Annotated in this window: 23 protein-coding genes; 10 read left to right on the forward strand and 13 right to left on the reverse strand. The window is 60.7% G+C overall.

What is annotated here, in order from left to right; all coding sequences use genetic code 11:
- Window positions 1-468: 468 nt before the first annotated feature.
- On the reverse strand, window positions 469-1,956 hold the full coding sequence (glnA, locus tag NF685_RS09200; RefSeq protein ID WP_222546329.1) for a type I glutamate--ammonia ligase: 1,488 nt from the start codon (window positions 1,954-1,956) through the stop codon (window positions 469-471).
- Window positions 1,957-2,400: 444 nt separating this feature from the next.
- Between glnA and NF685_RS09205 the strand changes: the two genes are divergently transcribed.
- On the forward strand, window positions 2,401-3,582 hold the full coding sequence (locus NF685_RS09205; protein ID WP_252849421.1) for an aminotransferase: 1,182 nt from the start codon (window positions 2,401-2,403) through the stop codon (window positions 3,580-3,582).
- 61 nt (window positions 3,583-3,643) lie between these two features.
- Here NF685_RS09205 and treF read toward each other — a convergent pair whose 3' ends face one another.
- A complete protein-coding gene (gene treF / locus NF685_RS09210; protein ID WP_252849422.1) occupies window positions 3,644-5,914 on the reverse strand; it encodes an alpha,alpha-trehalase TreF in 2,271 nt (756 codons plus the stop codon).
- 159 nt (window positions 5,915-6,073) lie between these two features.
- Between treF and NF685_RS09215 the strand changes: the two genes are divergently transcribed.
- Both NF685_RS09215 and tldD read left to right on the forward strand, forming a co-directional pair.
- Window positions 6,074-7,201 (forward strand): MFS transporter, encoded by a 1,128-nt coding sequence (locus NF685_RS09215; RefSeq protein ID WP_252849423.1) that lies wholly within the window; start codon window positions 6,074-6,076, stop codon window positions 7,199-7,201.
- Window positions 7,202-7,328: 127 nt separating this feature from the next.
- Window positions 7,329-8,792: a metalloprotease TldD gene (gene tldD, locus NF685_RS09220; protein ID WP_252849513.1), complete on the forward strand. Its 1,464-nt coding sequence runs from the start codon at window positions 7,329-7,331 to the stop codon at window positions 8,790-8,792.
- Between the two features lie 18 nt (window positions 8,793-8,810).
- Here tldD and NF685_RS09225 read toward each other — a convergent pair whose 3' ends face one another.
- Both NF685_RS09225 and NF685_RS09230 read right to left on the reverse strand, forming a co-directional pair.
- Window positions 8,811-9,254: a hypothetical protein gene (locus NF685_RS09225; protein WP_252849424.1), complete on the reverse strand. Its 444-nt coding sequence runs from the start codon at window positions 9,252-9,254 to the stop codon at window positions 8,811-8,813.
- Window positions 9,255-9,314: 60 nt separating this feature from the next.
- Window positions 9,315-9,761 (reverse strand): hypothetical protein, encoded by a 447-nt coding sequence (locus tag NF685_RS09230; RefSeq protein WP_222546323.1) that lies wholly within the window; start codon window positions 9,759-9,761, stop codon window positions 9,315-9,317.
- 151 nt (window positions 9,762-9,912) lie between these two features.
- On the opposite strand from NF685_RS09230, the gene NF685_RS09235 reads away from it, so the two are divergent.
- Entirely contained in the window at window positions 9,913-10,176 is a 264-nt protein-coding gene (locus NF685_RS09235; RefSeq protein ID WP_252849425.1) for a DksA/TraR family C4-type zinc finger protein, read from the forward strand.
- Window positions 10,173-11,240, forward strand: coding sequence for a retropepsin-like domain-containing protein (locus NF685_RS09240; protein ID WP_252849426.1), 1,068 nt, complete (start codon window positions 10,173-10,175; stop codon window positions 11,238-11,240). The genes NF685_RS09235 and NF685_RS09240 overlap by 4 nt, the downstream gene beginning before the upstream one ends.
- Before the next feature lie 7 nt (window positions 11,241-11,247).
- On the opposite strand, the gene NF685_RS09245 is transcribed toward NF685_RS09240, so the two are convergent.
- From NF685_RS09245 to NF685_RS09270, 6 genes are all read right to left on the reverse strand, one after another.
- A complete protein-coding gene (locus NF685_RS09245; RefSeq protein WP_252849427.1) occupies window positions 11,248-12,183 on the reverse strand; it encodes a 2-hydroxyacid dehydrogenase in 936 nt (311 codons plus the stop codon).
- Between the two features lie 128 nt (window positions 12,184-12,311).
- Entirely contained in the window at window positions 12,312-13,199 is an 888-nt protein-coding gene (locus NF685_RS09250; RefSeq protein WP_252849428.1) for a 2-keto-4-pentenoate hydratase, read from the reverse strand.
- Between the two features lie 115 nt (window positions 13,200-13,314).
- Window positions 13,315-14,055, reverse strand: coding sequence for a hypothetical protein (locus NF685_RS09255; RefSeq protein WP_252849429.1), 741 nt, complete (start codon window positions 14,053-14,055; stop codon window positions 13,315-13,317).
- Window positions 14,056-14,209: 154 nt separating this feature from the next.
- Window positions 14,210-14,689: a YaiI/YqxD family protein gene (locus NF685_RS09260; protein ID WP_252849430.1), complete on the reverse strand. Its 480-nt coding sequence runs from the start codon at window positions 14,687-14,689 to the stop codon at window positions 14,210-14,212.
- Window positions 14,690-14,864: 175 nt separating this feature from the next.
- Complete coding sequence (locus tag NF685_RS09265) at window positions 14,865-16,424, reverse strand: Do family serine endopeptidase (protein ID WP_222546316.1); 1,560 nt, start codon at window positions 16,422-16,424, stop codon at window positions 14,865-14,867.
- Between the two features lie 108 nt (window positions 16,425-16,532).
- Window positions 16,533-16,979: a nucleoside deaminase gene (locus NF685_RS09270; protein WP_252849514.1), complete on the reverse strand. Its 447-nt coding sequence runs from the start codon at window positions 16,977-16,979 to the stop codon at window positions 16,533-16,535.
- Between the two features lie 138 nt (window positions 16,980-17,117).
- Between NF685_RS09270 and NF685_RS09275 the strand changes: the two genes are divergently transcribed.
- The 5 genes from NF685_RS09275 to NF685_RS09295 all read left to right on the forward strand — a co-directional run bounded on the left by NF685_RS09275 (window position 17,118) and on the right by NF685_RS09295 (window position 22,862).
- Window positions 17,118-17,858: a gamma-glutamyl-gamma-aminobutyrate hydrolase family protein gene (locus NF685_RS09275; protein WP_222546315.1), complete on the forward strand. Its 741-nt coding sequence runs from the start codon at window positions 17,118-17,120 to the stop codon at window positions 17,856-17,858.
- On the forward strand, window positions 17,855-18,661 hold the full coding sequence (locus NF685_RS09280) for a pseudouridine synthase (protein WP_252849431.1): 807 nt from the start codon (window positions 17,855-17,857) through the stop codon (window positions 18,659-18,661). Before NF685_RS09275 ends, NF685_RS09280 begins: the two co-directional genes overlap by 4 nt.
- A complete protein-coding gene (gene rsmD / locus NF685_RS09285) occupies window positions 18,661-19,215 on the forward strand; it encodes a 16S rRNA (guanine(966)-N(2))-methyltransferase RsmD (RefSeq protein ID WP_252849432.1) in 555 nt (184 codons plus the stop codon). The genes NF685_RS09280 and rsmD overlap by 1 nt, the downstream gene beginning before the upstream one ends.
- Window positions 19,216-19,475: 260 nt before the next feature.
- The gene (locus NF685_RS09290) at window positions 19,476-22,139 is read left to right on the forward strand and encodes an FtsK/SpoIIIE family DNA translocase (RefSeq protein WP_252849433.1); all 2,664 of its coding nucleotides are present in this window, start codon (window positions 19,476-19,478) and stop codon (window positions 22,137-22,139) included.
- Between the two features lie 63 nt (window positions 22,140-22,202).
- Window positions 22,203-22,862, forward strand: a complete 660-nt coding sequence (locus tag NF685_RS09295) for an RluA family pseudouridine synthase (protein WP_252849434.1) — start codon at window positions 22,203-22,205, stop codon at window positions 22,860-22,862.
- Here the strand turns inward: NF685_RS09295 and NF685_RS09300 are convergent.
- Genes NF685_RS09300 through rfbC form a run of 3 tightly spaced genes read right to left on the reverse strand, consistent with a single transcriptional unit; the run spans window position 22,835 to window position 25,331 of the window.
- Window positions 22,835-23,869: a glycosyltransferase gene (locus NF685_RS09300; protein WP_252849435.1), complete on the reverse strand. Its 1,035-nt coding sequence runs from the start codon at window positions 23,867-23,869 to the stop codon at window positions 22,835-22,837. The two genes, NF685_RS09295 and NF685_RS09300, sit on opposite strands and share 28 nt — an antisense overlap.
- A 2-nt stretch (window positions 23,870-23,871) precedes the next feature.
- Window positions 23,872-24,774, reverse strand: a complete 903-nt coding sequence (rfbD, locus tag NF685_RS09305) for a dTDP-4-dehydrorhamnose reductase (protein ID WP_252849436.1) — start codon at window positions 24,772-24,774, stop codon at window positions 23,872-23,874.
- Window positions 24,771-25,331 carry a dTDP-4-dehydrorhamnose 3,5-epimerase gene (gene rfbC, locus NF685_RS09310; RefSeq protein WP_222546309.1) on the reverse strand — a complete coding sequence of 187 codons (561 nt, stop codon included), beginning with the start codon at window positions 25,329-25,331 and terminating at the stop codon, window positions 24,771-24,773. The genes rfbD and rfbC overlap by 4 nt, the downstream gene beginning before the upstream one ends.
- Window positions 25,332-25,338 lie beyond the last annotated feature (7 nt).

Genomic DNA, 25,338 nt, shown 5'->3' on the forward strand with positions numbered 1-25,338 from the left:
CAAGGACGATCCTCCCGGCAACACATAAAAAGGGCGGTCCTATCCATGGATCGCCCTTTTTCATGCCAATACCCCCCAATCCCCCAGCCACTGGAACCCCATGAGCGCCCCGCTCCCGCAACGGGACATGCGGTGACTGAGTAATATCTGGCGCACTCTGCCAGGGCGAGACTCTCCCTCCTCCTGCGAAGCGCTGCGATAATCCAGCGCAACAGAGCTTTTGCAGCGATACGGCAGAATGCCCGATCCATCATTGCCGGCAATGGATTTCCAGATTTTCCCGGGTGTTGTCAGTGTTACCCAGAGGTCAACCGACGTCCCAGAGTCCACCTCGGACACGAAAAAACATGGCAATTTATCGTATACTGAACGATCGCGCATGATCGTCGCTCTGCGGCTCGCACAAGGCTGGCGGTCCTGATACAGACATGAAAAAGCCCGGCACGACGGCCGGGCTTTTTTCTCGGATCAGACCGAGTAGTACATTTCGAACTCGGCCGGATGCGGCGTGTGCTCGAACTTGTAGACTTCTTTCCACTTCAGCTCGATATAGCTCTCGATCTGGTCCTTGGTGAAGACATCGCCTTCGAGCAGGAACGCATAATCGGCTTCAAGGGCCTGAAGGGCTTCACGAAGCGAACCGCAGACCGTCGGGATCTGGGCCAGCTCTTCCTTCGGCAGTTCGTACAGATCCTTGTCCATGGCTTCGCCCGGATGGATCTTGTTACGGATGCCGTCCAGACCGGCCATCAGCATGGCGGCGAAGGCAAGATACGGGTTGGCGGTCGGATCGGGGAAACGAACCTCGATACGCTTTGCCTTCGGCCCGATCGAATACGGAATACGACACGAAGCCGAACGGTTGGCAGCCGAGTAAGCGAGCAGAACGGGGGCTTCGAAGCCCGGGATCAGACGCTTGTAGGAATTGGTCGACGGGTTGGTGAAGGCGTTCAGCGCCTTGGCGTGCTTGATGATGCCGCCAATGTAGTACAGCGCATCTTCCGACAGGCCAGCATACTGGTCACCTGCGAAGAGCGGCTTGCCATCGCGCCAGATCGACTGATGCACATGCATGCCCGAGCCGTTATCGCCAGCGATGGGCTTCGGCATGAAGGTGGCCGTCTTGCCATAGGAATGGGCGACGTTGTGCACGCAGTACTTGTAGATCTGCATGAAGTCAGCCGACTGCACCAGCGTGGCAAACTTGGTGCCCAGCTCGTGCTGCGACTGCGCCACTTCATGGTGGTGCTTCTCGATCGGCAGGCCCATTTCGCCCATCGTCGAGAGCATTTCAGCGCGCAGATCGCCTTCGCTATCGACCGGAGCCACCGGGAAGTAACCGCCCTTGACCACCGGACGATGGCCCATATTGCCTTCCGGATAGTCCTTCATCGAGGCGTCGGGGCCTTCGATGCTGTCGAGCTGGTACGTGCCGTAGTTCGGGCCCGTGCCGAACTTGACGTTGTCGAAAATGAAGAACTCGGCTTCGGGACCGAAGAACGCCGTATCGCCGAGACCGGTGGTCTTGAGATAGGCTTCAGCGGCCTTGGCAGTCGCACGCGGGTCACGGGCATAGTAGTTGCCGGTGCGGGGCTCGACGATATCGCAGATCAGGATCAGCTGCGGCTTGGCCGAAAACGGGTCCATGACAGCCGTGGTCGGGTCGGGCAGAAGCACCATGTCGGATTCATTGATGGCCTTCCAGCCAGCGATCGACGAACCGTCGAACATGAAGCCTTCAACGAAGGTGTCTTCCTCAATGGTCGTGTGCCACTGCGTCGTGTGGTGCCACTTGCCCTTCGGATCGGTGAAGCGCAGGTCAACCAGCTCGACCGAGTGTTCCTGCATCAGCTCGAAAACGCGCTTTACAGCGGCGCTGTCCGGCTTGCCCGGCTTGGGCGCTGCAATCGTGGAGGACGCAGCCTTGGACGCCGCGGCTGGAGCTTTTTTCGCCATTTGTCAACTACCTGTATCTGCCTCAAGGGGCCGCACTGATCGGCTGCAAAACGATTAGGACAGGATTCGCGAACTGTCGAGTATTCCAGAGGCTTTTTAGCGCTCTGCACGAACGAAAATCCCCCTCTTTTCCCCCTCGCCTCGCCCCCGTATCCTCTTTCGGAAGCAAAACGATGCATGACAGACCAACAGAAAATGCATATCGGAGCGTTTCGCTCCCCCATCGAAGTTTTTTTCTGCCCTGCACGCGACTGTGATCGGCAGGAACCACTCGACTCCCATTCTGGACCAGAACAGCCGTCTTCATGACTGGCGGTTGCTCAACCTGCTCCTGTCAGGGTCGCCTGCCTGACAGGCCGAAGCCTGTGAGGCGCATCTGCCTGCGGATTTTACTCCGCCGATTATGCCGGTATCATGGGTCCTTCCCTCCAGAGCAGGCCCGGCATGAAACATCCAAACGCCTTTCTCGGCTCCTTGCCGACGACGATTTTCACGACGATGTCCCAGCTTGCCATGGCGCATGGCGCCGTCAATCTGGGGCAGGGCTTTCCCGATACGGAAGGACCGTCATCTCTGATCGATGCCGCTGCCGAAGCCCTCAAAGACGGTCGAAACCAGTACGCGCCCCTGACCGGCCTGCCTGAGCTGCGTGAAGCCGTAGCGCGCGCGAACAGACGCGATTACGGTCTGGACGTCGATCCTGCGCAGGAGGTTATTGTCACGTCAGGGGCGACTGAGGCGCTGGCTGTCAGCCTGATGGCGCTTATCGAACCGGGCGATGAAGTGGTGCTGATCGAGCCGCTCTACGACACCTATCTGCCTGTGCTGCGTCTTCTGGGTGCAATTCCACGCTGTGTCCGTGTCGAAGCCCCGGACTGGCATCTGCCTGAAGATGCCCTGCGCGCCGCCTTTTCGGCGAAGACGAAGCTGATCCTTCTCAACTCACCCATGAACCCGAGCGGGAAGGTTTTCACCACGCAGGAGCTCGATCTCATTGCCTCACTGGTTCAGGCATATGATTGTTACGCCCTGTGCGACGAAGTCTATGAACATCTGACCTTCGGTGTGAAACACGTGCCGCTGATGACCCGCCCCGGTATGCGCGAGCGCACGATCAGGATCGGCAGCGCAGGCAAAAGCTTCTCGGTCACCGGATGGAAAATAGGCTATATCACCGCCTGTCCGGCGCTGACTGCCGTTATTGCCAAGGCGCATCAGATCATCGCGTTTTCAAGCGCACCCAACCTGCAACGTGCCGTCGCCAAGGGGCTGGATCTGGGTGAAAGCTTCTTCCGCGATCTGTCGGACAGCCTGCGTGCAAGGCGCGATCTGTTTGCCGCAGGATTGCACCGTCTCGGCTTTCCGACGCTACCCGCCGATGGCAGCTATTTCGTGGTGGCCGATATAAGCGCGCATGCAGAAGGACGCGACGATGTGACCTTCTGCCACGATCTGGTGACTCAGGCCGGCGTAGCCGCCATTCCGGTCTCGGCCTTTTACGATCCGGCCGGGCCGACACCGCCACGTCACCTGATACGCTTTGCTTTCTGCAAGACAGAGGCCGTTCTGAACGAGGCACTGGATCGCCTCGCACGCCATTACGGACCGCAGACAGAACAGGCCTGAGGAAAGAGACAAAGGCCCGCTTCGTCAGGTATCTGGCCGCCATGAGTCAGGTCGACAGGCATCAGGCCGGTTGAAACGCTGTCATCTTGCCGGTCGGCACACGCTGATCGAGAGGAGAGACCTGCGCGTCCGGTCGCTTGTCCTGCGGAAGCGCCGTATGGCCGATTGCAGCATTCTGGCCCGATGGATGCTCCTGACTACCGGTCTCGACATCGCCTGCCGGTTTGGGCGGTGGCATGACCGGATCGTTCTCCTGGGGGCCGACGGCGCTATACGGATCGCTGGGCGGCAGAACATCGATCGGCGGCTGGCTGGCATGGGGATTACGCTCAAGAATGCGATCGGTATCGGCAGGATAACGACGCATCAGACCAAGTAACGTGCCATTGGTCCATCCGAACCCGATCTGCATCGGATATTCGCCACCGCCCTTGCCGCCGGTCGCGCTGATGGTCGGTGACTCGACATCGTATTTCTCAAGCAGCACGCCCGATTTTTCATACGTCCCGATCACGCGGGCCATCCAGCGTCTGGCAATCGTCTCGGCCAGATCGGTCGCACCGTAATTATTGAGTCCCTTGATGGCCATCCATTCCTCGGGGGCCCAGCCATTGGGCGCATCCCATTGCTGCCCGCTTTCATGATCCGTTGCCATGATACCGCCTGCGCGCAGCAGACGCGCCTTGATGGTATCGGCAACGGAAAGGGCCTGGTCCTGAGAAGCGATACGCAGAAAGAGCGGCATGGCCGTGGCAGCCGAGAGCACATCTGTCGACTGTCCCTTGCGCCAGTCGTAATCGTAGAATGCCTGACGATCGTCATTCCAGAACACGCGGCGCACAACGGCAATCCGTTCATCAGCGCGCTGGCCATAAAGACGCGAGAGCTTTCTCTGCCCTGTCAGGGCGTAGGCATGTTCAAGCGTCTGCTCCAGGTGGACCATCAGGCAATTGACCTCGATCGGTGCGAGATCGGTCGTATGAATGGTCGATAGCGTGTGGCCATCGGCCAGCCAGCGCGAAGAGAAATCCCACCCCGTTTCCGATCCGGCACGCAGATCGCGATAGACATCCGAAGGCGGCCGGGATGGCGCACGCCCCGCCGTGGCGACATCTTCAGGATAGCTCTCGTCGCGCGGCGTATCGAGATCGTCCCAGTGACGCAAAAGCAGGGTGCCGTCATTGAGGCGAACGACATGACGATAGGCCTGACCCGGTTTGAGCGTTCCGGCGCCATCCATCCAGTAATCATATTCTTTCTGCAGCTGAGGCAGGAAGGTTCGATAGGCGCTCTGCCCGTCATGCTGTGCCAGAAGATCGACCATGAGCGAGAAAAAGGGCGGTTCCGAACGGCTCAGATAATAGGTGCGCGTACCATTGGGGATGTGGCCGTAGCGGTCGATCAGCGAGGCCATGTCCCTGATCATGCCACGCAGCAGATCCCACTGGCCGGACTCATAAAGCCCGATCATGGTGAAATAGGTGTCCCAGTAATACAGCTCCGAAAAGCGGCCGCCCGGCACGACATAGGCATAAGGCAGCGGCAGAAGCGAGGAATAAGGGATTGGCTTGTCGGGCTGGCGCGTCAGAACACCCCACATGCCCTGGATGTAGTCGTAGATGTTTTCATCGGCCTTGCGCCTGTACGAGACATCACGCCGTATCGGGAGCGTAAAATGCTGCTGGTAAAATGCCTTGAGGTCGAAATCGGGGTGGTGACGCTGGGCCTCCCAGTCGGCAAGCAGGGCTGCGGGGGCTTCATCGGGGCGTGAATCTGCAATCGTTTTGAAATCCGGCGCCAGATGCGCGCCGCCGATCGCCGCGAACAGTCCACCGAGAGCGATGGAGGGCGAACGCAGATCCTGCGGTACGGAAGCGACATGAAGCGATTGCGCGGCCTCGCTGGCAACGGTTTCCCGCGGGCCTGTAGCGGGGCTTGGCGCTGCACGCGCGGGCGACGAAACAGCCGGAGCAGGGTCGCCGGATGATGGCGTGGCGGGGGCGGAATCTGTGGATGCCTGCGCTACCTTGTCATCGGCCCTGATCACCGGGGTGCCCTCATGCGTGGCCGACCCCGACGTCCCACCCTGTCCCGTCACACCCTGTCCCGTCGCGCCCTGTACCGGTGCGCCCGCTGCCGTCGCCTTCCTCTCCGACACTGCTTTTGCCGCTTCTGCACGGGGGTCAGAAACGCTGCCCCCTTCCTGCTGCGGAGCTGCCTCTGCGTTCTGACCTGCTGCCCAGGCGGAAGCGGTCGCACTCGACAGGGTCAATACGAGGAGCGATGACCCCAGAAGAAGAAAATCGGGAAGGGAAAGGCGGTTTCTCGTCATGCGGTCTCCATCGGTTCCGGGCCATAATCGCCTGGCCTGCCTCTCTCTTTTCACGAGGTTGAGGCGGCAATCTGTCACAGATGTGACTCGAGCCCGGTGCCGTTTTGTGGCGCTCTGCCCTTCCCGGCGCCTCAGGCGTCAGAAAAGGGGGAATGCCGGATGAACAGGACAACACAGCTTGGGTTGCAAAACAGCACAAGAAGCGTCTTCTTTCTTGTCGGGGCCGTATCGGCCTTGTGGTCGTGTCTCGTCCCGGTGGTAAAGCATCATGCCGGGCTCGATGACGGTGGGCTCGGACTGCTGATTCTGTGTCTTGGCACCGGATCGGTCATCGGCATGCCTCTGGCCGGACACTGGGTAGGGCGCTGGGGCTGTCGCATTGTCGCCACGGGGGGCATTTCGCTGGCTGGCATTGTGCTGCTACCGCTGGCTCTGGCCCATGATATTCCCCTTCTTGCTGCCTCTGTTTTCGGCCTGGGCATGGGGCTTGGGGCCATCGAGACGGCAATGAACATCCAGTCGGTCGAGGTCGAAAAACGTAGCCAGCGCCCGATGCTCTCCGGGTTTCATGCGTTTTTCAGCATCGGCGGCGCCATCGGGGCGGCAGGCCCCCAGCTTATGGCTGTCCTGCACGCGCAGCCCTGGCATAGCGTCGTGATCGGGCAGATCTGTCTTGCCGGGCTTTTCTGCTTCGCCTGGCGGGGATTGCTCAACGAACCCGAACCCGGCGGCGAGGCAGGCTTTGCCCTGCCGCGCGGTATCGTCTGGCTGTTGGGACTTCTGACCGGTCTTGCCTTTCTGGCCGAAGGCGCCGTGCTCGACTGGAGCGGGGTCTATCTGGCGGGCGAACGCAGCGGTTTCGGGATCACGCCGGGATGGGGCTACGCCATTTTTGCCGCGGCCATGACGCTGGGACGCCTGACAGGCGATCGTATCGTGGCGCTATGCGGTCGTGCGCCCGTTATGGCCGGTGGGGCACTCTGTGCCAGTCTGGGGTTCGTTCTGGTCGTAATCGGGCCTGGACCGGTGAGCCTTCTGGGTGGTTTTGCCCTGATCGGTCTGGGCTGCGCCAATATCGTGCCTGTGCTCTACGCCCTGACAGGAACGCAGACGGTCATGAGAATCAATGCGGCTGTCGCAGCCATCTCGACGATGGGCTATGCGGGCATTCTGGCCGGCCCGGCGCTGATCGGGGCCATAGCCCATTTCAGTAGCCTGACGACCGGCTTTGCCCTTCTGGCGCTCATGATGGTGTTCATTGCCTTCAACGCCCGTCTGGCAAGGTAGCGGTCGTTACCGGTCTCGCGGTGACGCAGCGTCATCCGTCTTTTTGCATGGCATGACGCGGTTTCCTCTCGCATTCGTTCACCGGAAACGCCATGTGTCTGGGTTCATGAAGGAGCTTTTCGTACCCATGACATCCTATGCCGAGACTGCGCCCCTCTCTGCCCTGGCGGTCACGGACCGTCTGTTTTTCGAACGCGCACACAGCACGCTGACACGCGACGAGGCGGAAAAGATCGTTACCCGCTCTCTGGAAGGGATCGAGGATGGCGAACTCTTCCTCGAATATCGCGAAAGCGAGTCCATCGTGCTCGATGACGGGGTCATACGCTCTGCCAGTTTCGATACCTCGTCGGGCTTCGGCCTGCGCTCGGTCATCGGTCCGGAAACCGGCTTTGCCCATTCCGACGAGATCAGCAAAAGCGCGCTCGAACGCGCGGCCGGGGCGGTCTCCGTCGTGCGTCAGGGACGAAGCGGCGTGCTGGCGGCATCGCCTCATGCCACCAATCGTCAGCTCTACACGCCCGAAAGCCCACTGGGCGATACGGAATTCGCCGCACGCGCCGCCGTACTGGGCGAGATCGATGCCTATGCGCGCGGTCTCGGCCCGGAGGTCGTACAGGTCTCTGCCAGTATCGCGACCGAATGGCAGGCTGTGCAGATCATGCGCGATTCGGGGTTTCGCACGGCCGATCTGCGCCCGCTTGTCCGGCTGAATGTCTCGGTGGTGCTCGAACGCGATGGCCGTCGCGAGAGCGGTAGCCGGGGCATGGGCGGCCGCTACAGCCTGTCGCGCCTTCTGGGGCGCGAAACATGGCAAAGCGCCGTGGATGAAGCGGTCCGCCGGGCAAAAGTGAGTCTTGAGGCAGGCCCCGCCCCAGCAGGCGAGATGGACGTCGTGCTCGGTCCGGGCTGGCCGGGCATTCTGCTGCATGAAGCCGTGGGCCATGGGCTGGAAGGCGATTTCAACCGCAAGGGCACATCGAGCTTCAGCGATATGGTGGGCAAGCGTGTGGCGGCTCCCGGTGTTACCGTGGTCGATGACGGTACGCTGGAAGAGGGCCGAGGCTCTCTGACGATCGATGACGAAGGCACGCCATCGGGCCGCACCGTCATGATCGAAGACGGCATATTGCGCGGCTTCATTCAGGACAGGCTGAATGCGCGTCTGATGGGCGTTGCTCCCACGGGCAATGGCCGTCGACAGTCCTATGCGCATGTGCCGCTACCGCGCATGACCAACACGCTCATGCTGGGTGGCGATGCCACGACAGAAGACATGATACGCTCGACGAAACGCGGCCTTTATGCCGTCGATTTCGGTGGCGGCCAGGTCGATATCACCTCGGGCAAATTCGTGTTTGCCATGTCGGAGGCCTATCTGATCGAGGATGGCAAGGTCACGCGGCCGGTCAAGGGCGCCACACTGATCGGTAATGGCTTCGATGCCATGAACAAGATCTCGATGATCGGTCAGGATGTCGAACTCGACCCCGGTATCGGCACCTGCGGCAAGGCCGGTCAGGGTGTGCCTGTGGGCGTGGGACAGCCGACGCTCAAGCTCGCCGGTCTGACCGTGGGCGGCACGGCCTGAAGCAGCCGTGAGAGAGGGTCAGGCGTCTCGCCTGCCCCTCGATGCCCCGAATGCCATACCGGCGACCATGGCGGCATAAACCACCGCCATCTCTTTTTTCAAAAAAACCAGTTCCCAGCCGGGGGTAAACCGTCTGGGTGTCGCCTTGTAATCGGCGAGGGCCGCAACCGGCCCCAGAGCGAGTGTTGCAACGACCGCGCGCGCCCGGGTGGGACGCTTGCCGAGGGCGCAATCGTAAAAAACAGCCCAGAACAGCACAGCAGCGACATTGGTCGCCATGCCTGTCCCCGAATGAACGCCATCGAACTGTGTGACAGAGGCGGCCTCATCTCCTTTGAGCCAGTGTGCCGTACAGTTGATCCCCCTTGCCGCTGCGCCGGTTTTTCTGTGCGCGAGGGCAAGCAGGGCTGCATTGCAGGCGAGGGAGCCGAACAGGGTGATTGCAGGCAGACGCGAGCGCATGGATATGTCTCCGTTCAGTAAGGCTGCCCCTCACAAAATGCAGCCCTCAGGGAAGGTAATTCAGTAAAGCGTCAGGCAGATGGCGCCCCCTACGATCGCCATCATCCAGAAAATGGAAACGACGATGCGATGGCGTATGGCACGCAGGGCCAAAAGCCGCATAAGCGGGTCGAGTTCGGACCCGGCAGTGTTTTTTTTCTGCCAGTCCATGCGCTGGCCCCGCTCATTATCGTCCACTTCATCGTGAGACAGCGCAGCCAGTCTGTCCTCGCCACGTACGCGCACGGCCTTGCACCATTCCATACGCAGACGCTCCAGCTCGCTTCTCCGGAAAAACGGCCGCGAGCGGATTTTCAGCATGGCAGGGCCGCAGCGGAATAGTCGCAGCGCACGGAAAAGTCCCGGTGTCAGGCCGAGGAACGCGGCGGACTGAACCGGATCGAGCAGTTCCTGCCGGGGCATGACCCGAATGACCGCACCTGTTCCCGCTTCATCGGGACGATCCATCGTTTCGCCTCCCCAATCAGGCCGATGAACGATGCAGGCAAGAGCAAGGTTCGGGATATTTCTGCAGCTCTTGCCCCCAGCTCTTGCCCGCATCGGAAGCAGACACAACATCAGACTCAAGCAGTAGAAACCAGGTAAAAGGGATAAAGCCATGGCAACCGGCTGGGCTCCCGATGGAGCCGTTCAAGACCAGATTGACGATACGATCAGCGATGCCGTGAAGAGGGCACGCGCCAATATGCCCAAGGGCGAGACCCTGACAGAATGCGTTTCGTGCGGAGAAGACATACCACCTGCGCGTCAACGTGCCCTGCCTGGAGTCAAATTATGCGTGGAGTGCCAATCGGAGCGCGACAAGAGGCCGGTCTTCACCGGCATCAACCGGCGAGGCAGCAAGGACAGCCAGTTGAGATGAGCCGTCCAGGTCAGGGTTTTGCATCGATCGCGAAAGGCCTGTCCGTACTTGCTCTGTGTTGTGTCACGATGGGCATCGTGCCTGCCCTCGCCTCTGACGCGCCCGATTGCGTTGAAGGTGCCGTTCAGCTGCCCCTGCTCGGAGGCATGGGCGATGCGCCCGTTTTGCCCGCCACACTCGAGGGACGACCGATCGCCGTCTATTTTTCGCCGGGGTTCGACAGGTTCTATGTGGGCAACATGAACGGGTTCGATACGACCGATACCCGTCTATCGGCTCATGTCACGATCAACGGCGTGCATTCCGAGACCTATCCGATCATTCGGGCAGGAAATTTCAGGCTCGGTCCGATCGATATGGGTACGCCCGATATGATCCAGCAGGTCGATTACCCGTCCCAGCAGATCGGCAAGACCCCTCTTATCGGTGTGATGGGTTTCAACAGCTTTGAGCACCTTTCCGTTCTGCTCGACATGCCACACGGAATTTTCGCGCTGATACGCTTTCGCCGTGATGAAACGTGCAAAGAGGCCCCGTCAGCCCTGATGGGGCACGGAACATACAGCGTCCCGTTGCAGGAAAAGACACTGATCCCGGTCTCTGTAGGGGGAACCCTGCGGGATTTCACACTCGACCCGGATGTACCCGTGACGACACTGCCCGCCAAATGGCTTCCGCCGGGCGGCGATATGTCGCGCAATATAACCGGTCATGATGGCGTCGCGCTTTATGGCTCCCTCCGCTCGCATATCGTCCCGACAACCGGCGTAACGATGAGGATCGGAGATCTGCATCTGGACAGGATGACGGTCTATGCGCAGGACGATCTGACCATGGGCCTGCTCGGGATGGATTTTTTCCAGAGTCATATCGCCCTGATCGATTACCCCGGTAACAGGGTCTATTTTCTTCCCAGCACGGCGCGCATCGCACGACCGGGGGCCAATCTGCATTTCGACCGTTTCCGCGTGGGGCATGCCAGAGTTACACATGCCCCCAAAGATCCCAACCGGTCCCATACCGACTGGCCCCTGACCCCGGCCTATCAGGGCCAGCCAGGATAAAGGTGCCTCAGAGCAGGGGTGTCAGGAGCGGCATGCCCTGAAAAAAGGCTGCCAGATTATCGAAAACCAGACGCCCCATGGCTGTGCGTGTTTCAACCGTCGAACTGGCACGATGGGCCTGCAAGACGACGTTGTCGAGCGACCAGAATGCCCGGTCCATTTCGGGTTCCCTCTCGAAGACATCCAGTCCCGCACCGCGAATGACGTTTGTCTGCAGGGCGTCGAGAAGTGCCGCCTCGTCCACCACACTGCCGCGCGCCACATTGATCAGGAACCCCTTGGGGCCCAGAGCCTCAAGCATGGCCTTGTCGATCATGTGGAAAGACCGTGCGCCACCGGAGACGCAAAGCACCAGCACATCCGCCCATTCTGCCAGAACGCGCAATTCCGGATAAAACGGGTATTCAGGGGTATCGGTCTGCTCGCGCGAGCTGAAATAGGCAATGGTCATGTCGAAAGCAGCTGCACGTTTGGCGACGGCTTTGCCAATGGCACCGAACCCGGCAATACCGAGCTTGCGCCCCTTGAGCGTCCATGAATTGGGCACAGGCTCGTGCCCCCATTTTCCGGCACGCACGAACCGGTCGCTGGCTGTAATGCCGCGCACGGTATCGAGCATGAGCCCCATCGCCATATCGGCTACATCTTCGGTCAGCACACCCTGCGCTGTGGCCACGCGGATATTTCTGCGACGACACTCATCGATGTCGATCCTGTCATAGCCGACACCATTGACCGAGATGACCTTGAGGTTCGGCAGAACATCCATGACCGCGCGCGGCAGACCGCTCCCGCCGCCGGTCGTCACGCCCTCTATACGTTCGGCGAGCGGGCCGAGTGCCGCGAGCGTGCTGAACTGATGGAGGCGAAAAGGCGACCCGAGCTGCTCATTGAAGCTCGCAGGCATCGGGTCGATCATCAGGATATCGGTCTTGCTGGCCATGATACGTCCGTCTGGCGGGTTGCAGGGCCTGCAACCCTATGAAGATCGCCGCCATATGGTGCATCACCTTGGCGTGACGGGCACAACGACAGGCCATATGGCTGTCATCCGGCGGCAGTTACCCGATATCAACGCGCGTGCAGACGGAAAGGCGCACCCAGATGGGCCTCGACCGGGAAAAGCCCTTCGAAAGCCACGCAGATATCCGATGGATCTTCCACGAAGAGTGTACCCATTGTGGAACCGGTCGTGATGACATCGCCTGCGCGCAGGGGACGCCCGCGTGCAATGGCGTGATTGGCCAGCCAGGTCAGAAGACGCAGCGGATCGCCTGCCTTGTTGCCGCCCCGCTGATCGTAACGCTTTTCACCATTGACCAGCATGGTCATGGGTAGGGTGATTGGGGTAAAATCGCGCCAGTTTGTAACGCCACGCCCCACAATCAGTGCGCCATGACTGCCCTGATCGGCCAGATGAGACAGGTTATGCTGTGTGTCGGGCGCCACGAAACGCGTATCGAGCAGCTCGATGGCGGCATGGATGGCCCCGATCGCCTCACCGACCTCTTCGACCGTCCAGGCGGTCTCGCGTGCGGGCAGATCGCTGGCAAGCGAATAGGCAATTTCAGCCTCGACACCGTGAAAACGACAGAAAGAGGGCGACAGATCGTGCCCGCTCTCGAAGACCGTCGCACGATGAAGCGGCGCACAGGCCGGGGTTGCCGTCGGTGTGGCTGCGCCCACCTTCCATCCCACGATCTCCCCTTTTCCCGACTCGCTGAGCAGGCGGGCAACGACATCCTGCACGGCGTAAGCGGCTTTGGGATTGATGGGAACAATGCTCTCGGGGACGGTCTGCAAGGGCTTGTTGGTGCGCCGTGCATCGAGAAGAAGGGAGGCCAGATGCTCATCCGGCGCTGTTTCCCGCAGGGTATCCTGTATCGAAGCGGTCATGAAATCGGTCATTTCCAGAACAAGGTCGTCAGCAAGATAGATCAGGCCATCGCGTGCCATCATCGTGTTCAGCAAACAGGATGAGGAACAATCTGACCATCGAATCAAGATGACATGTATGTAAGAATTTATCCATCTTTCGTTTGCTCTTCAGCCGGGTGGCCGTTGATCGTCCCCCTTAGACCCTGTCGGGTCTCAAGGCCTGAAAGAACAGCAGATCGAAATTACGGGACAGGATGTGATTTGCCACGGCAATCATGGTTGTCACGATGAGGCTTGCCCCGATCAGAGAGGAACCCGACAGGGCGAACGCTGCGGTCTTCTGCACCAGAACAGTCGTCAGCGCGAACGGAACAGTAAGGACTGCGCTCCAGAAAACGTAGCTCCAGACATGACCTCTCATGGCTTCATAACTCTGCGCGATACGAAAACCCGCATGGCCACTCTCCCACGCAATGTAGCTCATCACGAAGCAGCGTACGCTCAGCCAGATCCAGAACACGCACAGCAGACCAAGAAGACACCCCCCTCCCAGCTTGAACGGGAATGCCATGCGCTCCCCCATTGCCGTGATGATTTCAGGAATCACGAGACCTGTCAGCCCGGCCGGAATAACCTGAACGAACGCATTGACGCCAAGAGACTGCATGGCCCCCCGATCCAGCCGCCAGAGCGCCAAACCGCGTCGCGAGGTCAGACGCGCACGAGTGACCGTAAGAGTCAGGAACCAGAACACGAGCATATCGAGGCAGCTCAGCGCCAGATAATCCGGGTTATCCAGCTTCCCATAGGCCCGGGCCATCGAAGGCAGGTAAGCCTGTCTGATCACAGCGAGGAAAGAACCCGCAAGGATCACGACGCCGATCAGGCTCAGAACGTCAGGTCGATAAAGAAAGCGCAGTTTGATGCTCTGGCGCATAAGCTGCCCTGCTTGCCAGAACGATATCGTTTTTGAAGACAGCGTTTTCATTCTGTCAGATCCAGCCCCCGATTATGCCGCGCTCCATGGTGCGACCTCATGACCGAAAAGTTCCGATTGACCGGTCATGACCCGAAATCAGTCGGCGCAAAACCTAACCCGGCGGCAGAACCATGGGGCGAGGCCGCGGCTTGCGGGCCTTGTTGACCAGCGTATCCAGCGCGGAAAGGAAACGCGAGCGATCTGCCTTGCCGAATGCGGCGCCGCCCGGCGTCATCATCCCTGCCGAGCGCAGATCGGTCATGAGGTTACGCATGGCCAGCGCCATGCCGATCGCATCGCTGTCGAGCACGCGTCCTTTCGGGTCGATCACATGCACGCCCTTCTCGACACAACGGGCTGCAAGCGGAATATCGGAAGTGATCACGATGTCATTCCCGACTGCATGTTCGGCAATCCAGTCATCCGCCACATCGGGACCGGATTCGACGACAATACGTTCGATCAGAGGAGAGTCGGGCAGGGCGATCATGCGATTGGCCACGACAAAACTGTGCAGTCCATAACGACCGGCCACGCGATAAACCTCGTCCTTGACCGGACAGGCATCGGAATCAATGAAGATACGGGTCATGGCCCTACTGTGCCGCAGAGTGGCAGGCGCGGCAAACCGATTGCCGCAGTCAGAACCGGACGGACAAAAGCGGCCCGATAAAAACCGGGCCAATAAAAAAGGCAGGGCCCTGCGGCCCTGCCTTTCTTTTACTGACGACGAAACCGAAACGCCGGATCGTCACCCGCGACCGGGATCAATTGCCGTCGTCATTGCCATCGTCATCGCTGTCGCTTCCTGCAGGAGCGATCGCGATAAAGATCTGCTGGCCGTCACGCAGCACGCGCAGCAGGACAGGCTGCTTGTTCTTGAGCACACCGCGCACAGCAGTCAGCACGGCACGCGGGTTGTCCACAGCCGTATTCCCCACGGCCTGAATGATGTCACCGGGGCGCACACCGGCCTGTTCGGCTGGCGAACCGGGAGCGATCTGGCTGATCACCGCGCCCTTGACGGTATCATCCACACCCAGCTGCTGACGCATGTCACGCGAGAGCGGTGCAAGGGCGATACCGATCTTGCCGCCGCCAGCCTGGCTGGAATCGTCGGACGATGCAGCATCGGCGCCTTCGCCGTCCTTGGGCATGTTGCCAATCTTGGCGGTAATGGTCTGGCTCTTGCCATCGCGCAGAATGGTCAGCGTCGCATCGGTACCGGGCTTCATCGAAACCGTATGAACGACCAGATCGTGCACGCTCTTGATCTTGGTGCCGTTCAGCGCCGTAACCACGTCACCGCTCTTGAGCCCGGCCTTGTCGGCAGGACCGCCCTTCGTGACCTGAGCCACCAGCGCGCCCTCAGGCGGTGCGCCCGGCTCGCTCGGCTTCAGGTTCAGAGCCTGCGCCAGCGTCGGCGAGATACGCTGCATGAGCACGCCCAGATAGCCACGCGTGACATGACCCGAGGTGCGCAGCTGGTCCACCACGCTCTTGACCGTGTTGGAGGGGATGGCAAAGCCGATACCGATCGATCCGCCCGAGGGCGAGATGATGGCAGCGTTCATGCCGATCACCTTGCCGTTCTGGCTGAAGAGCGGCCCACCCGAATTGCCGTGGTTGATCGGCGCATCGATCTGGATGAAGTCGTCATAAGGACCGGCATTCAGGTCGCGACCGCGTGCCGAGACAATACCCGCTGTGACCGTACCGCCCAGACCGAACGGATTGCCGACCGCAACGACCCATTCACCCGGCTGGACATTGTCGGAATCGCCCAGCTCGATGAAGGGCAGCTTGCCGTTGGGCTTGATCTTGAGCAGGGCGACATCGGTCTTGGGGTCGCGCCCGATAATCTTGGCAGGCAGGGTCGTGCCGTCATCGAGCGTGACGGAAACCTTGGTTGCCCCGTTCACCACATGGTTGTTGGTAACGATATAGCCGTCACTGGAGATAATGAATCCCGATCCGCGTGCCTCGACCGTGCGGCGCGGCTGCTGCTGCTGCGGCATCATCTGGAACGGGAAGGGGAACGGGAAAGGCATGCCCTGCGGCATCTGCTGGCCACCGCCGCCACCTTCTTCCTGCTCCGCCACATCGGCGCGGATATGAGAGGTGATGGAGACCACAGCAGGCTTTACCTGCTTCACCAGATTGACGAAGTTCGGCAGGGTCTGGAGTTGGGTCTGGGGCGTGATCGGCCCTTCGGCCCAGGCTGATGACGAGGCGCCCGCTCCGATGGACAGCGCCGTGGCGGCAACCAGAGCCAGGGAACGGAATTTCCGTGAAGGCGTCAAACGAACAGGCATGGCGTCAGTCATGATCTTTCCAGCTTTGGCACCACCAGGGGTGCAGTACGGTACAAGAAACTTATGAAGCGTCTTCCGGTTCGTCCAGAACAGCGCGCTGTAAAAACGTGGTAATCCGTTTCACGAAAGACGAGACTGCCGCAATGTTATGAAAAACTTCTTCAGCAATCGGGCATTTTCCTGCTCTCTCACACCGCCGATCACTTCCGGTCTGTGCAGACAGGCCGGTTGCTCGAAAATACGTGGCCCGTGATCCACCCCACCGCCCTTGGGGTCGTAAGCGCCATAAATCACCCGTCCCAGACGAAAATGCACCATGGCTGAAGCGCACATCGGACAGGGTTCGAGTGTGACCACGAGCGTACATGAAGACAGGGAGCGCGATCCCAGAAGACGTGCAGCCTCTCTCATCGCCAGAATTTCGGCATGGGCGCTGGGGTCCTGACGTTTCTCCACCTCGTTCGAGGCAACGGCCAGTACCTGCCCGTCGCTGCCCAGCACGACGGCCCCGACAGGCACTTCACCCCGGTCGGCTGCCTGACGCGCCGCATCGAGAGCCTGCGCCATTCCCGTTGAGGTGTCGGTCCCTGCGTATGCCCCGTCGACAACCCGATCTGTCACGCCGCCGCCCTCTCTTGCCTGTATCCGCAGAATGACTGCAACCCAGTCTTCTGTTTGTCTATAAACCCTGCTTACATCCATCGCATGACACGCGCGCCTCTTATCGGCCTCACTCTCGATATCGAACCGGGTGGACCGCAGGATTTTTCACGCTGGCCCTATTATGCCCTGCGTCAGAACTACTTCAGTGCCATCAGTGCTGCAGGCGGGCTGCCTGTAGGCCTGCCGCATGAACCCGCACTGGCAGAAGCACTCATCGCCCGTCTGGATGGTCTGGTCGTGACAGGTGGCGCCTTCGATCCGGACCCGGCGCTCTACGGCGAGGTCGCTCATCCCGCCACCACACTCAAACCGGGCCGTACCGATGCCGAACTCGCCTATCTGGCACAGGCACGCGCACGCAACCTGCCTGTGCTCGGCATATGCGGGGGAATGCAGCTTATGGCGATCGTCTGGGGCGGGGCGCTTTACCAGCATCTGCCCGAGCAGGCGCCCGGCCCCGTCAGTCATGAGCAACCCAACCCGCGTGACGAGGCAGGACATGAGGTGATCGTTACCCCGGACACGCGTCTTGCCAGCTATACGGGTTGTCGGGTCATGCATGTCAATTCGTCCCATCATCAGGGCGTGCGCGACCCCGGAACGCTTATCGTCAGTGCCCGCGCACCCGACGGTCTGATAGAAGCCATCGAGACGGGCGACGGAATTTTCAATCTGGGGGTGCAGTGGCACCCGGAATTCGCTATCGATCCGGGCGATGCGCGTCTATTGGCTGGATTCATCGACGCGGCCCGACAGACGACACCACAGGACAGACGATCATGACCGAAGAACAAAGAGGCGAACGCATCGCCAAATGGATGGCTCGCGCAGGCGCTGGCAGCCGACGCGACATCGAACGCATGATCGAGGCGGGTCGCATCCGCATGAATGGCTCTTCGGTCGAGCATCCGGCAACGTTCGTTCAGGATGGCGATATCATCCAGCTCGATGGCAAGGTGATCGGCGCCAAGGAACACACACGCGTCTGGCGCTATCACAAGCCCGACGGGCTGATGACCACCCACCGCGATCCGCAGGGCCGCCCCACCGTGTTCGACTCCCTGCCCGAAGGCATGCCACGTGTGGTCAGCGTCGGACGACTGGACATCAACTCGGAAGGCCTGCTTCTGCTTACCAATGACGGCGAACTGGCCCGTCGCCTCGAACTGCCGTCGAATGCCTGGATACGCCGCTATCGTGTGCGCGTGTTCGGCGTGGTGGACGAGCGCAAACTGGCTGCCCTCGCTCATGGCTCGGAATTCGATGGCGTACGCTATGGCCCTATCGAAGCCGGTCTGGACTCGCAGAAGGGCGATAATGCCTGGCTGACCGTCAGCCTGCAGGAAGGCAAGAACCGCGAAATCCGTCGCGTCATGATGGGGCTCAACCTGCATGTCAGCCGTCTGATCCGCGTTTCCTATGGCCCGTTCCAGCTTGGCACGCTGCAAAAGCGCGAGATCGAAGAGGTCCAGGGCAAGATTCTGCGCGAGCAGATTCCCGGTCTTGCTGCCGCGCCGCGTCGCGTCCGTCGTGTGACCAAAGAGGTCGCGTCTGCTGCCTCCACTCCGGATGCCGAAGAAGAATAATGCGTATTGTCGGCGGTGAACGCAAAGGCGTCGCCCTTCAGGCGCCACGGGGCGAAACCACACGCCCCACTTCCGATCGCGCCCGTCAGGCCGTGTTCGACATGCTCGCTCATGCCCCCTGGGCCGGTGCCGATTTTCTGGGCAGCGCGCATGTGCTCGACGCTTTCGCAGGGACGGGCGCACTCGGTCTGGAAGCTCTCTCCCGCGGGGCAGCATCGGCCATTTTCATGGAGCAGGATCGCAGCGCACGGGCCATGATCTCGGCCAATATACGCGCCTGCCGCTTCGAGGACCGCGACCTGTCCGTACTCACCTGCGATGTGACGCGCGCACCGCGTGCCGCGCGCCCCTGCACGCTTGTCTTTCTCGACCCGCCTTATGGCAAGGATCTGATCCCGGCCGCCCTGAGAGCGCTGACACGCTCGGGCTGGATCGCCCCGGATGCCGTGATCGTGGCCGAGGCTGCCGTCAAGGACGAACTCGCCATCGACCTTCCCCTCCTGACCGAACGTCGCTTCGGCGTGGCACAGGTCAGGATCTGGCGCGCTTCCTGATACCCCGATACGCGCCCAGCCCTGTGATACGCACTTCCGGGGAACCGATGTTCCTTCGGCGAGGTCTGGAGCAAAGTCCTGACATACACAGGGCGCTGATACAGGGCGCTGACCCGATAGCGGCTGATTTCAGCCTTTTTTGCTCTCGTCTCCGGGCGCTGTTCCGCTATAGTTCTGCCACACGAAAGAGTTAGATCAGACGATGCTCGATGCCCCATGCGCGGGGCAGGATGTATTGCGCAGAACAGGAAGATGCGAATTTGGCTTCGTTCAGCCGCTTCTTTTCGACAGGGACAACGGCTCCCGGACCACGCAGCCCGATACAGGACCGGCTAACGGAGCTGGGCGGATTTGTTCTGCTCGCCCTTGCCCTGGCTCTGGCTGTGGCCTTGTGGAGCTACAATCCGCAGGATCCCTCGTTCGATACAGCCACCATTGCGGCGCCGACCAATCTGCTGGGGCAACCCGGTGCGACACTGGCCGATGCGCTCGTGCAATGGCTGGGTCTGGCAAGCGCCCTGCCGATTATCGTCATGCTGTGCTGGGCATGGCAGATCGTCCGGCATCATGCCCTGAGCGTGCCCGTTCTGCGTTTCATCGCCTTTCTGTGTCTGCTACCGGTTGCGGCATCGCTGATTGCCACAGTTCAGGTTCTGGTCCCTGCGCTGACAACAAGCTGGCCGTCGCGTGCCGGTCTTGGCGGACAGCTCGGTCTGGTTCTGGCCGATCATCTGGTTGCGACCGGACGCGCGACGATGGGGCGCGCAGGAGGTATTCTCTTTTCGCTGCTGGGTCTTCTGCTGACTGCTTTACTTGTTCCTCTGGCACTCGGGCTACGGCGCAGCGAATGGCGGGCGCTGTTCAGAGGGGCACGTTCACTCGGCAAGGGGTCCGAACATCTCGCCCGTCGCCTGGGTCATCGCAGCGGTCAGTCCAGTCCGCCGGACTGGAGCAGCTACGAACCGGTCGAGGCCAATGCCTATCGTCACGAGCATCCCTACCCCACGCCGCGACGCGGCGGGGACGCTGCTCGCGCACCGTTCATTCCTGCCAATACCGGATGGCTTCAACCACCAGAAAAGCATGAAGAGACTGCACCGGCAGCCCCGCGCACGCTGCAAACGAGTCCCAAGCCCGCCCCCGCATCGGAACCTGCACCCTCGAACCCCTATGCCATGCAGCTGGCACAGATTTCGCGCGATCAGGACAGCGCCTCGCGGCCCGCTGCCGTGGCACGCTATGCCGAAATCGAGGACGCAACGCCCTTCCCGGAAGAAGCGCCGCCCGCTCCGGTCGAGGAAGAGCCCCGCCGAGGATTTTTCGGTTTCGGACGTGCACGCCCGGAGCGTCCGAGCCCACCGCAGCCTACTGAATCGGCGAGACAGGGCTGGGAGAGCACGGGCTGGCAGCCGCCATCGCTCGGGCTGCTGCGCAAGGCCCCTGCCCATGGTGGCAACGGCCCCTCCAACGAAGTACTTCAGGCCAATGCCCGCCTGCTCGAACAGGTCCTCTCCGATTACGGTGTGCAGGGTCAGATCGGCGACATTCACGCAGGTCCGGTTGTCACGCTCTACGAGCTCGAACCCGCTCCGGGCATTCGCTCTGCCCGTGTGATCGGTCTGGCAGACGATATTGCCCGCTCGCTTTCAGTGCTGAGCGTGCGTATCGCGACCGTTCCGGGGCGTAATGTCATCGGTATCGAGGTTCCCAACGCCACCCGCGAGACCGTCTATTTTTCCGAACTGCTCGATACGCCCGAATTCATGGAACCCGGTGCGCAGCTGCGTCTGGCGCTGGGCAAGGATATTGCGGGTAACCCGGTCTATGCCGATCTGGCCAAGATGCCGCATCTGCTGATCGCGGGCACGACGGGCTCGGGTAAATCTGTCGGCGTGAATGCCATGATCCTGTCGCTGCTCTACCGGCTGACGCCGGAAGAGTGCCGCCTGATCATGATCGATCCCAAAATTCTCGAACTGTCGATCTATGACGGTATTCCGCATCTGCTGACGCCGGTCGTCACCGAGCCGAACAAGGCGGTCGCTGCGCTCAAATGGACCGTGCGCGAGATGGACAAGCGTTATCGCTCCATGGCGCATCTGCAGGTACGCAACATCACAGGCTACAACCAGCGTGTGCGCCAGGTACGTGCTACGGGCGAGCTCGTGACACGTCGCGTGCAGACCGGCTTCGACCCCGAAACAGGGCAGCCCGTGTTCGACGAGCAGCAGCTCGCGCTCGAAACCATGCCGCATATCGTGGTCGTGATCGACGAAATGGCCGATCTGATGATGGTGGCAGGCAAGGAAATCGAAGCTGCCGTGCAGCGTCTGGCGCAGAAGGCTCGCGCAGCCGGCATTCATGTGATCATGGCCACGCAGCGTCCTTCGGTCGATGTGATTACCGGCACGATCAAGGCCAATTTCCCGACACGTATTTCTTTCCAGGTGATCAGCAAGTTCGACAGCCGCACCATTCTTGGCGAGCAGGGGGCCGAACAGCTTCTGGGTCAGGGTGACATGCTCTACATGCAGGGCGCGGCACGTATCACGCGTGTCCATGGTCCCTTCGTGACCGATAGCGAAGTCGAGGATGTGGTTGCCGATCTGCGTAGCAAGGGCGAGCCGGTCTATAACGAAGAGGTCGTCTCCAACCTTGAGGACGAGGCTGCAAGCGCATCGTCGAGCGGCAATGGCATGAATGGTGGCAATTACGATGCTGAATCCAGCCTGTTCGATCAGGCGGTCGATCTCGTAACGCGCGAGGGGAAAGCTTCGACCTCATTCATTCAGCGCCATCTGTCGATCGGCTATAACCGTGCTGCCAAGATTATCGAGCAGATGGAAAAGGAAGGAATCGTAAGCGCTGCCAACCATGTCGGCAAGCGTGAGGTTCTGGCCCGGCGTCAGCGCGAAGAGGACTGACCTCCCTCCCCCGCTCCTCTCTCCATTCTGTGCTCTATTCTGTGCGCTGCCCGGACTTCTGTCATGATCGACCGCTTTCCCTATCCCCTTCTCTATGAAAGCCCGCGACTGGTCGTCATCGACAAGCCCGCGGGCCTGCCGGTGCATCCGGGCCCGAAGGCAACGCACTCGGTCGAATCGCTGTTCCCCCTGTTGTCACGACGCAAGGATGGACCGTGGCTGGTGCATCGTCTCGACGCTGACACGTCAGGCTGCCTGATGATCGCCCTGCGCAAACAGGCGCTTGTCGAAGCACAGGCACTTTTCGCATCGGGAAAGGTCAGAAAGACCTACTGGGCTGTCGTGGAGAACGGTCCTCAGGACTCCGAGGGGCTGGTCGATGCGCCTTTGCGCAAAAAGACCGCTCCGGAAGGATGGCATATGGAAACCCATCCCGATGGGCAGACCGCACGGACACGCTGGCGTGTTCTGGCGCGTGGCAAAGGCCATAGCCTGCTCGAACTCGAGCTGCTGACAGGGCGCACCCATCAGGCACGTATCCACTGTGCCCTGCTCGGCTGCCCCATTCTGGGCGACACGCGCTATGGCGGGAGAAAAGCCCCGTTGCATCTGATGAGCCGCTCGCTCGACCTCGCCCTGAGCGAGGAACGCGTCACGGCGCAGGCTGCACCGCCCGATTTCATGCGCGAAAGCTGTCAGGCTTTCGGGCTGGAGCTGCCATAGAACAGGAACCAGAGCCGGAACAGCCAGGTTTCGGCCAGACGCTGGCGCACGAAGCTGCGCTCTGTAAGCAGGAAGCGCAGTCTTGTGACCGCGCTGCCACTCAGACAGTTCTGCAAACGCCTCAGAAACACCCGGTTATCCGGCGTGAGAACGACCAGTAACTCCGGTTCGGCTAGGCGAGACACAAGAGCGGCGTGGAGAGCCATGAACGCCGCAGGACCGCGGCGCAGTGCACGCAGCCCTCTTGTCAGGAGAGAACGCTCGACCCCGACTGCATTACGACGATGCTGACGATAGAGCGTGACGCAGCGCTCGTCGAAAACGAATGTGCCGCCAGCAGCCAGCACCAGCACATAGCTCCACCAGTCATGCAATACACCTTGGGGGGGCAAAACCGGCCGTATGAGAGACGCTGCAGCCGGATTGAGTACGATCGTATGTCCCGTTGCGAGGTTCTGGATCAGAGCCGTGCGAAAATCCGGCATGCGTCTGAGCGCAAGCGAAGGTCCCTGCACTTTCAGTTTTTCATCGGTCAGAAACTGTCGTGCACAGTAAAGGGCCGACCCGGAGCACTCTGCCAGTTTCTCCCGTGCCCAGCGCAGTTTTTCCGGGAGCCAGACATCGTCCTGATCGGCAAAGGCAATCAGGGCGTCGCGAGGAGCCGCATCGAGCAGAAGCGCATAGGATCGCGCGACACCGATGTTAGCGGTCTCAGCATGACCCATCTCAGCATCGATCTCGATACAGCGTCCCTGACCGCGATGTTCCTGGAATGACAGCATGATCGCGCGTGAAGCATCCTGCGATCCGTCATCGCGCCAGTAAAGACACCAGTTGCTGTCGGTCTGTGCGAGAAAACTGTCGAGCTGCTCGTTGAGAAAAGCCTCGCCGTTATAGACAGACAACAGAATCGCAACGGGCGGCACCGAGGCCGCCCGCTCCGTATCACGCCCTCCGACCGCGTAGAGACGCGGTGGAGTGGCCTGGGCCCTGTTTCTGCCAGTCACGCTCAGGCCGTTTGCGTTGCGAAATGCTCGTCCACCGCGCGGGCGACGCCATCGCGCCATTCAGGCAGGCGAACCCCGAAAACGGTTTCGAGCTTGCTGCAATCGAGACGGGAATCCTGCGGACGTTTGGCAGGGGTCGGCCAGTCCTCGGTACGGATCGCAGCCACTTCCACAGGCATGGCCTGTCCATGACGCGTGGCCTCCTCAAGCGCCGCGACGGCCAGACCGTGCCAGCTCGTCTCGCCCGTGCCACAGGCATGATAGATCCCGGCAAACCTGTCCTGCCAGCCAGCTTCGACCCGATCGGCTATGTCAAGAATAGCCTTGGCCAGATCATCGGCGTTGGTCGGGCAGCCATACTGGTCGCCAACCACCTTCAGATGGGCGTTCTTGGCCCCGGCATTGACCATGGTACGCACGAAATTCTTGCAATGCCCGGAATAGACCCAGGCCGTGCGCAGTACGATACTGCGTGGCTGGGCCTTGAGCACGGCCTGTTCGCCCGCCGCTTTGGTGCGGCCATAGACCGTCTGCGGTGTGACGGGATCGGTCTCGACATAGGGCGCGCCCTTGTCACCGGCATAGACATAGTCGGTCGAGACATGAATGAGCGGAATATCCTGAGCGGCACAAAGACGGGCCAGCTCGGCCGGACCGGTCTCGTTGGCGGCCGTTGCCCCTTCGATTTCAGTCTCTGCCAGATCCACTGCCGTCCAGGCTGCAGCATTCACGACGAGCGCAGGCCTGACGCGATCGAGCGTGGCCGCTATCGTCTCAGGCTTGGCAAGGTCGAATTCAGGGCGACCAACGATAACAACTCGATCGCCACCGAGCTTTCTGAGCGACGTGGCGAGCTGACCCTGCCCACCCGTGACCAGTATCGGTTTATCGGATGTCTTGCTCATGAGTACTGGAACCACCCCTTGGCTTCAGTGAAATGCGGCGCGACCTTGTCCTTGTCGGACAAAACGACCTCATCGGCGCTGATCGGCCAGTCGATGGCGAGATGCGGACAGTTCCAGATCACGGCGCGCTCCGAAGCCTTGTCGTAGAGCGATGTGCATTTGTACTGCACCTCTGTGTTTTCCTGCAGCGTCACAAAACCATGCAGAAAGCCGGGAGGCACCCAGAGCTGGGACCAGTTCTCTTCCGAAAGTTCGGCTGCAACCCATTTGCCGTAGGTTGGCGAACCGGTACGGGCATCGATCGCCACATCCCAGATCGCGCCTTTGGTACAACGAACCAGCTTGCCCTGCACATAGGGGGCAACCTGACAATGCAGACCGCGTACCACGCCCTTCTGTACCGAAAGGCTCTGGTTATCCTGTACGAAAGTCAGGTCGATTCCGGCTTCGACCATCTTCTGATGGTTATAGGTCTCAGAGAAAAACCCGCGCGAATCGCTGAAGCGCTGCGGCGTGACGAGGATGACGTCAGGAATGGCGAGACGTTCGACTTTCATGGCGTAT

Origin of the sequence: Asaia lannensis NBRC 102526 (genome assembly GCF_024054035.1) — a bacterium.
GTDB classification, from domain to species: Bacteria; Pseudomonadota; Alphaproteobacteria; order Acetobacterales; family Acetobacteraceae; genus Asaia; species Asaia lannensis.

Bases quoted from the DNA above. Each gene is read 5' to 3' on its own strand.
- glnA (WP_222546329.1), bottom strand. From the start codon at position 1,956: ATGGCGAAAAAAGCTCCAGCCGCGGCGTCCAAGGCTGCGTCCTCCACG.
- NF685_RS09205 (WP_252849421.1), top strand. From the start codon at position 2,401: ATGAAACATCCAAACGCCTTTCTCGGCTCCTTGCCGACGACGATTTTC.
- treF (WP_252849422.1), bottom strand. From the start codon at position 5,914: ATGACGAGAAACCGCCTTTCCCTTCCCGATTTTCTTCTTCTGGGGTCA.
- NF685_RS09215 (WP_252849423.1), top strand. From the start codon at position 6,074: ATGAACAGGACAACACAGCTTGGGTTGCAAAACAGCACAAGAAGCGTC.
- tldD (WP_252849513.1), top strand. From the start codon at position 7,329: ATGACATCCTATGCCGAGACTGCGCCCCTCTCTGCCCTGGCGGTCACG.
- NF685_RS09225 (WP_252849424.1), bottom strand. From the start codon at position 9,254: ATGCGCTCGCGTCTGCCTGCAATCACCCTGTTCGGCTCCCTCGCCTGC.
- NF685_RS09230 (WP_222546323.1), bottom strand. From the start codon at position 9,761: ATGGATCGTCCCGATGAAGCGGGAACAGGTGCGGTCATTCGGGTCATG.
- NF685_RS09235 (WP_252849425.1), top strand. From the start codon at position 9,913: ATGGCAACCGGCTGGGCTCCCGATGGAGCCGTTCAAGACCAGATTGAC.
- NF685_RS09240 (WP_252849426.1), top strand. From the start codon at position 10,173: ATGAGCCGTCCAGGTCAGGGTTTTGCATCGATCGCGAAAGGCCTGTCC.
- NF685_RS09245 (WP_252849427.1), bottom strand. From the start codon at position 12,183: ATGGCCAGCAAGACCGATATCCTGATGATCGACCCGATGCCTGCGAGC.
- NF685_RS09250 (WP_252849428.1), bottom strand. From the start codon at position 13,199: ATGATGGCACGCGATGGCCTGATCTATCTTGCTGACGACCTTGTTCTG.
- NF685_RS09255 (WP_252849429.1), bottom strand. From the start codon at position 14,055: ATGCGCCAGAGCATCAAACTGCGCTTTCTTTATCGACCTGACGTTCTG.
- NF685_RS09260 (WP_252849430.1), bottom strand. From the start codon at position 14,689: ATGACCCGTATCTTCATTGATTCCGATGCCTGTCCGGTCAAGGACGAG.
- NF685_RS09265 (WP_222546316.1), bottom strand. From the start codon at position 16,424: ATGACTGACGCCATGCCTGTTCGTTTGACGCCTTCACGGAAATTCCGT.
- NF685_RS09270 (WP_252849514.1), bottom strand. From the start codon at position 16,979: ATGGCGCAGGCTCTCGATGCGGCGCGTCAGGCAGCCGACCGGGGTGAA.
- NF685_RS09275 (WP_222546315.1), top strand. From the start codon at position 17,118: ATGACACGCGCGCCTCTTATCGGCCTCACTCTCGATATCGAACCGGGT.
- NF685_RS09280 (WP_252849431.1), top strand. From the start codon at position 17,855: ATGACCGAAGAACAAAGAGGCGAACGCATCGCCAAATGGATGGCTCGC.
- rsmD (WP_252849432.1), top strand. From the start codon at position 18,661: ATGCGTATTGTCGGCGGTGAACGCAAAGGCGTCGCCCTTCAGGCGCCA.
- NF685_RS09295 (WP_252849434.1), top strand. From the start codon at position 22,203: ATGATCGACCGCTTTCCCTATCCCCTTCTCTATGAAAGCCCGCGACTG.
- rfbD (WP_252849436.1), bottom strand. From the start codon at position 24,774: ATGAGCAAGACATCCGATAAACCGATACTGGTCACGGGTGGGCAGGGT.
- rfbC (WP_222546309.1), bottom strand. From the start codon at position 25,331: ATGAAAGTCGAACGTCTCGCCATTCCTGACGTCATCCTCGTCACGCCG.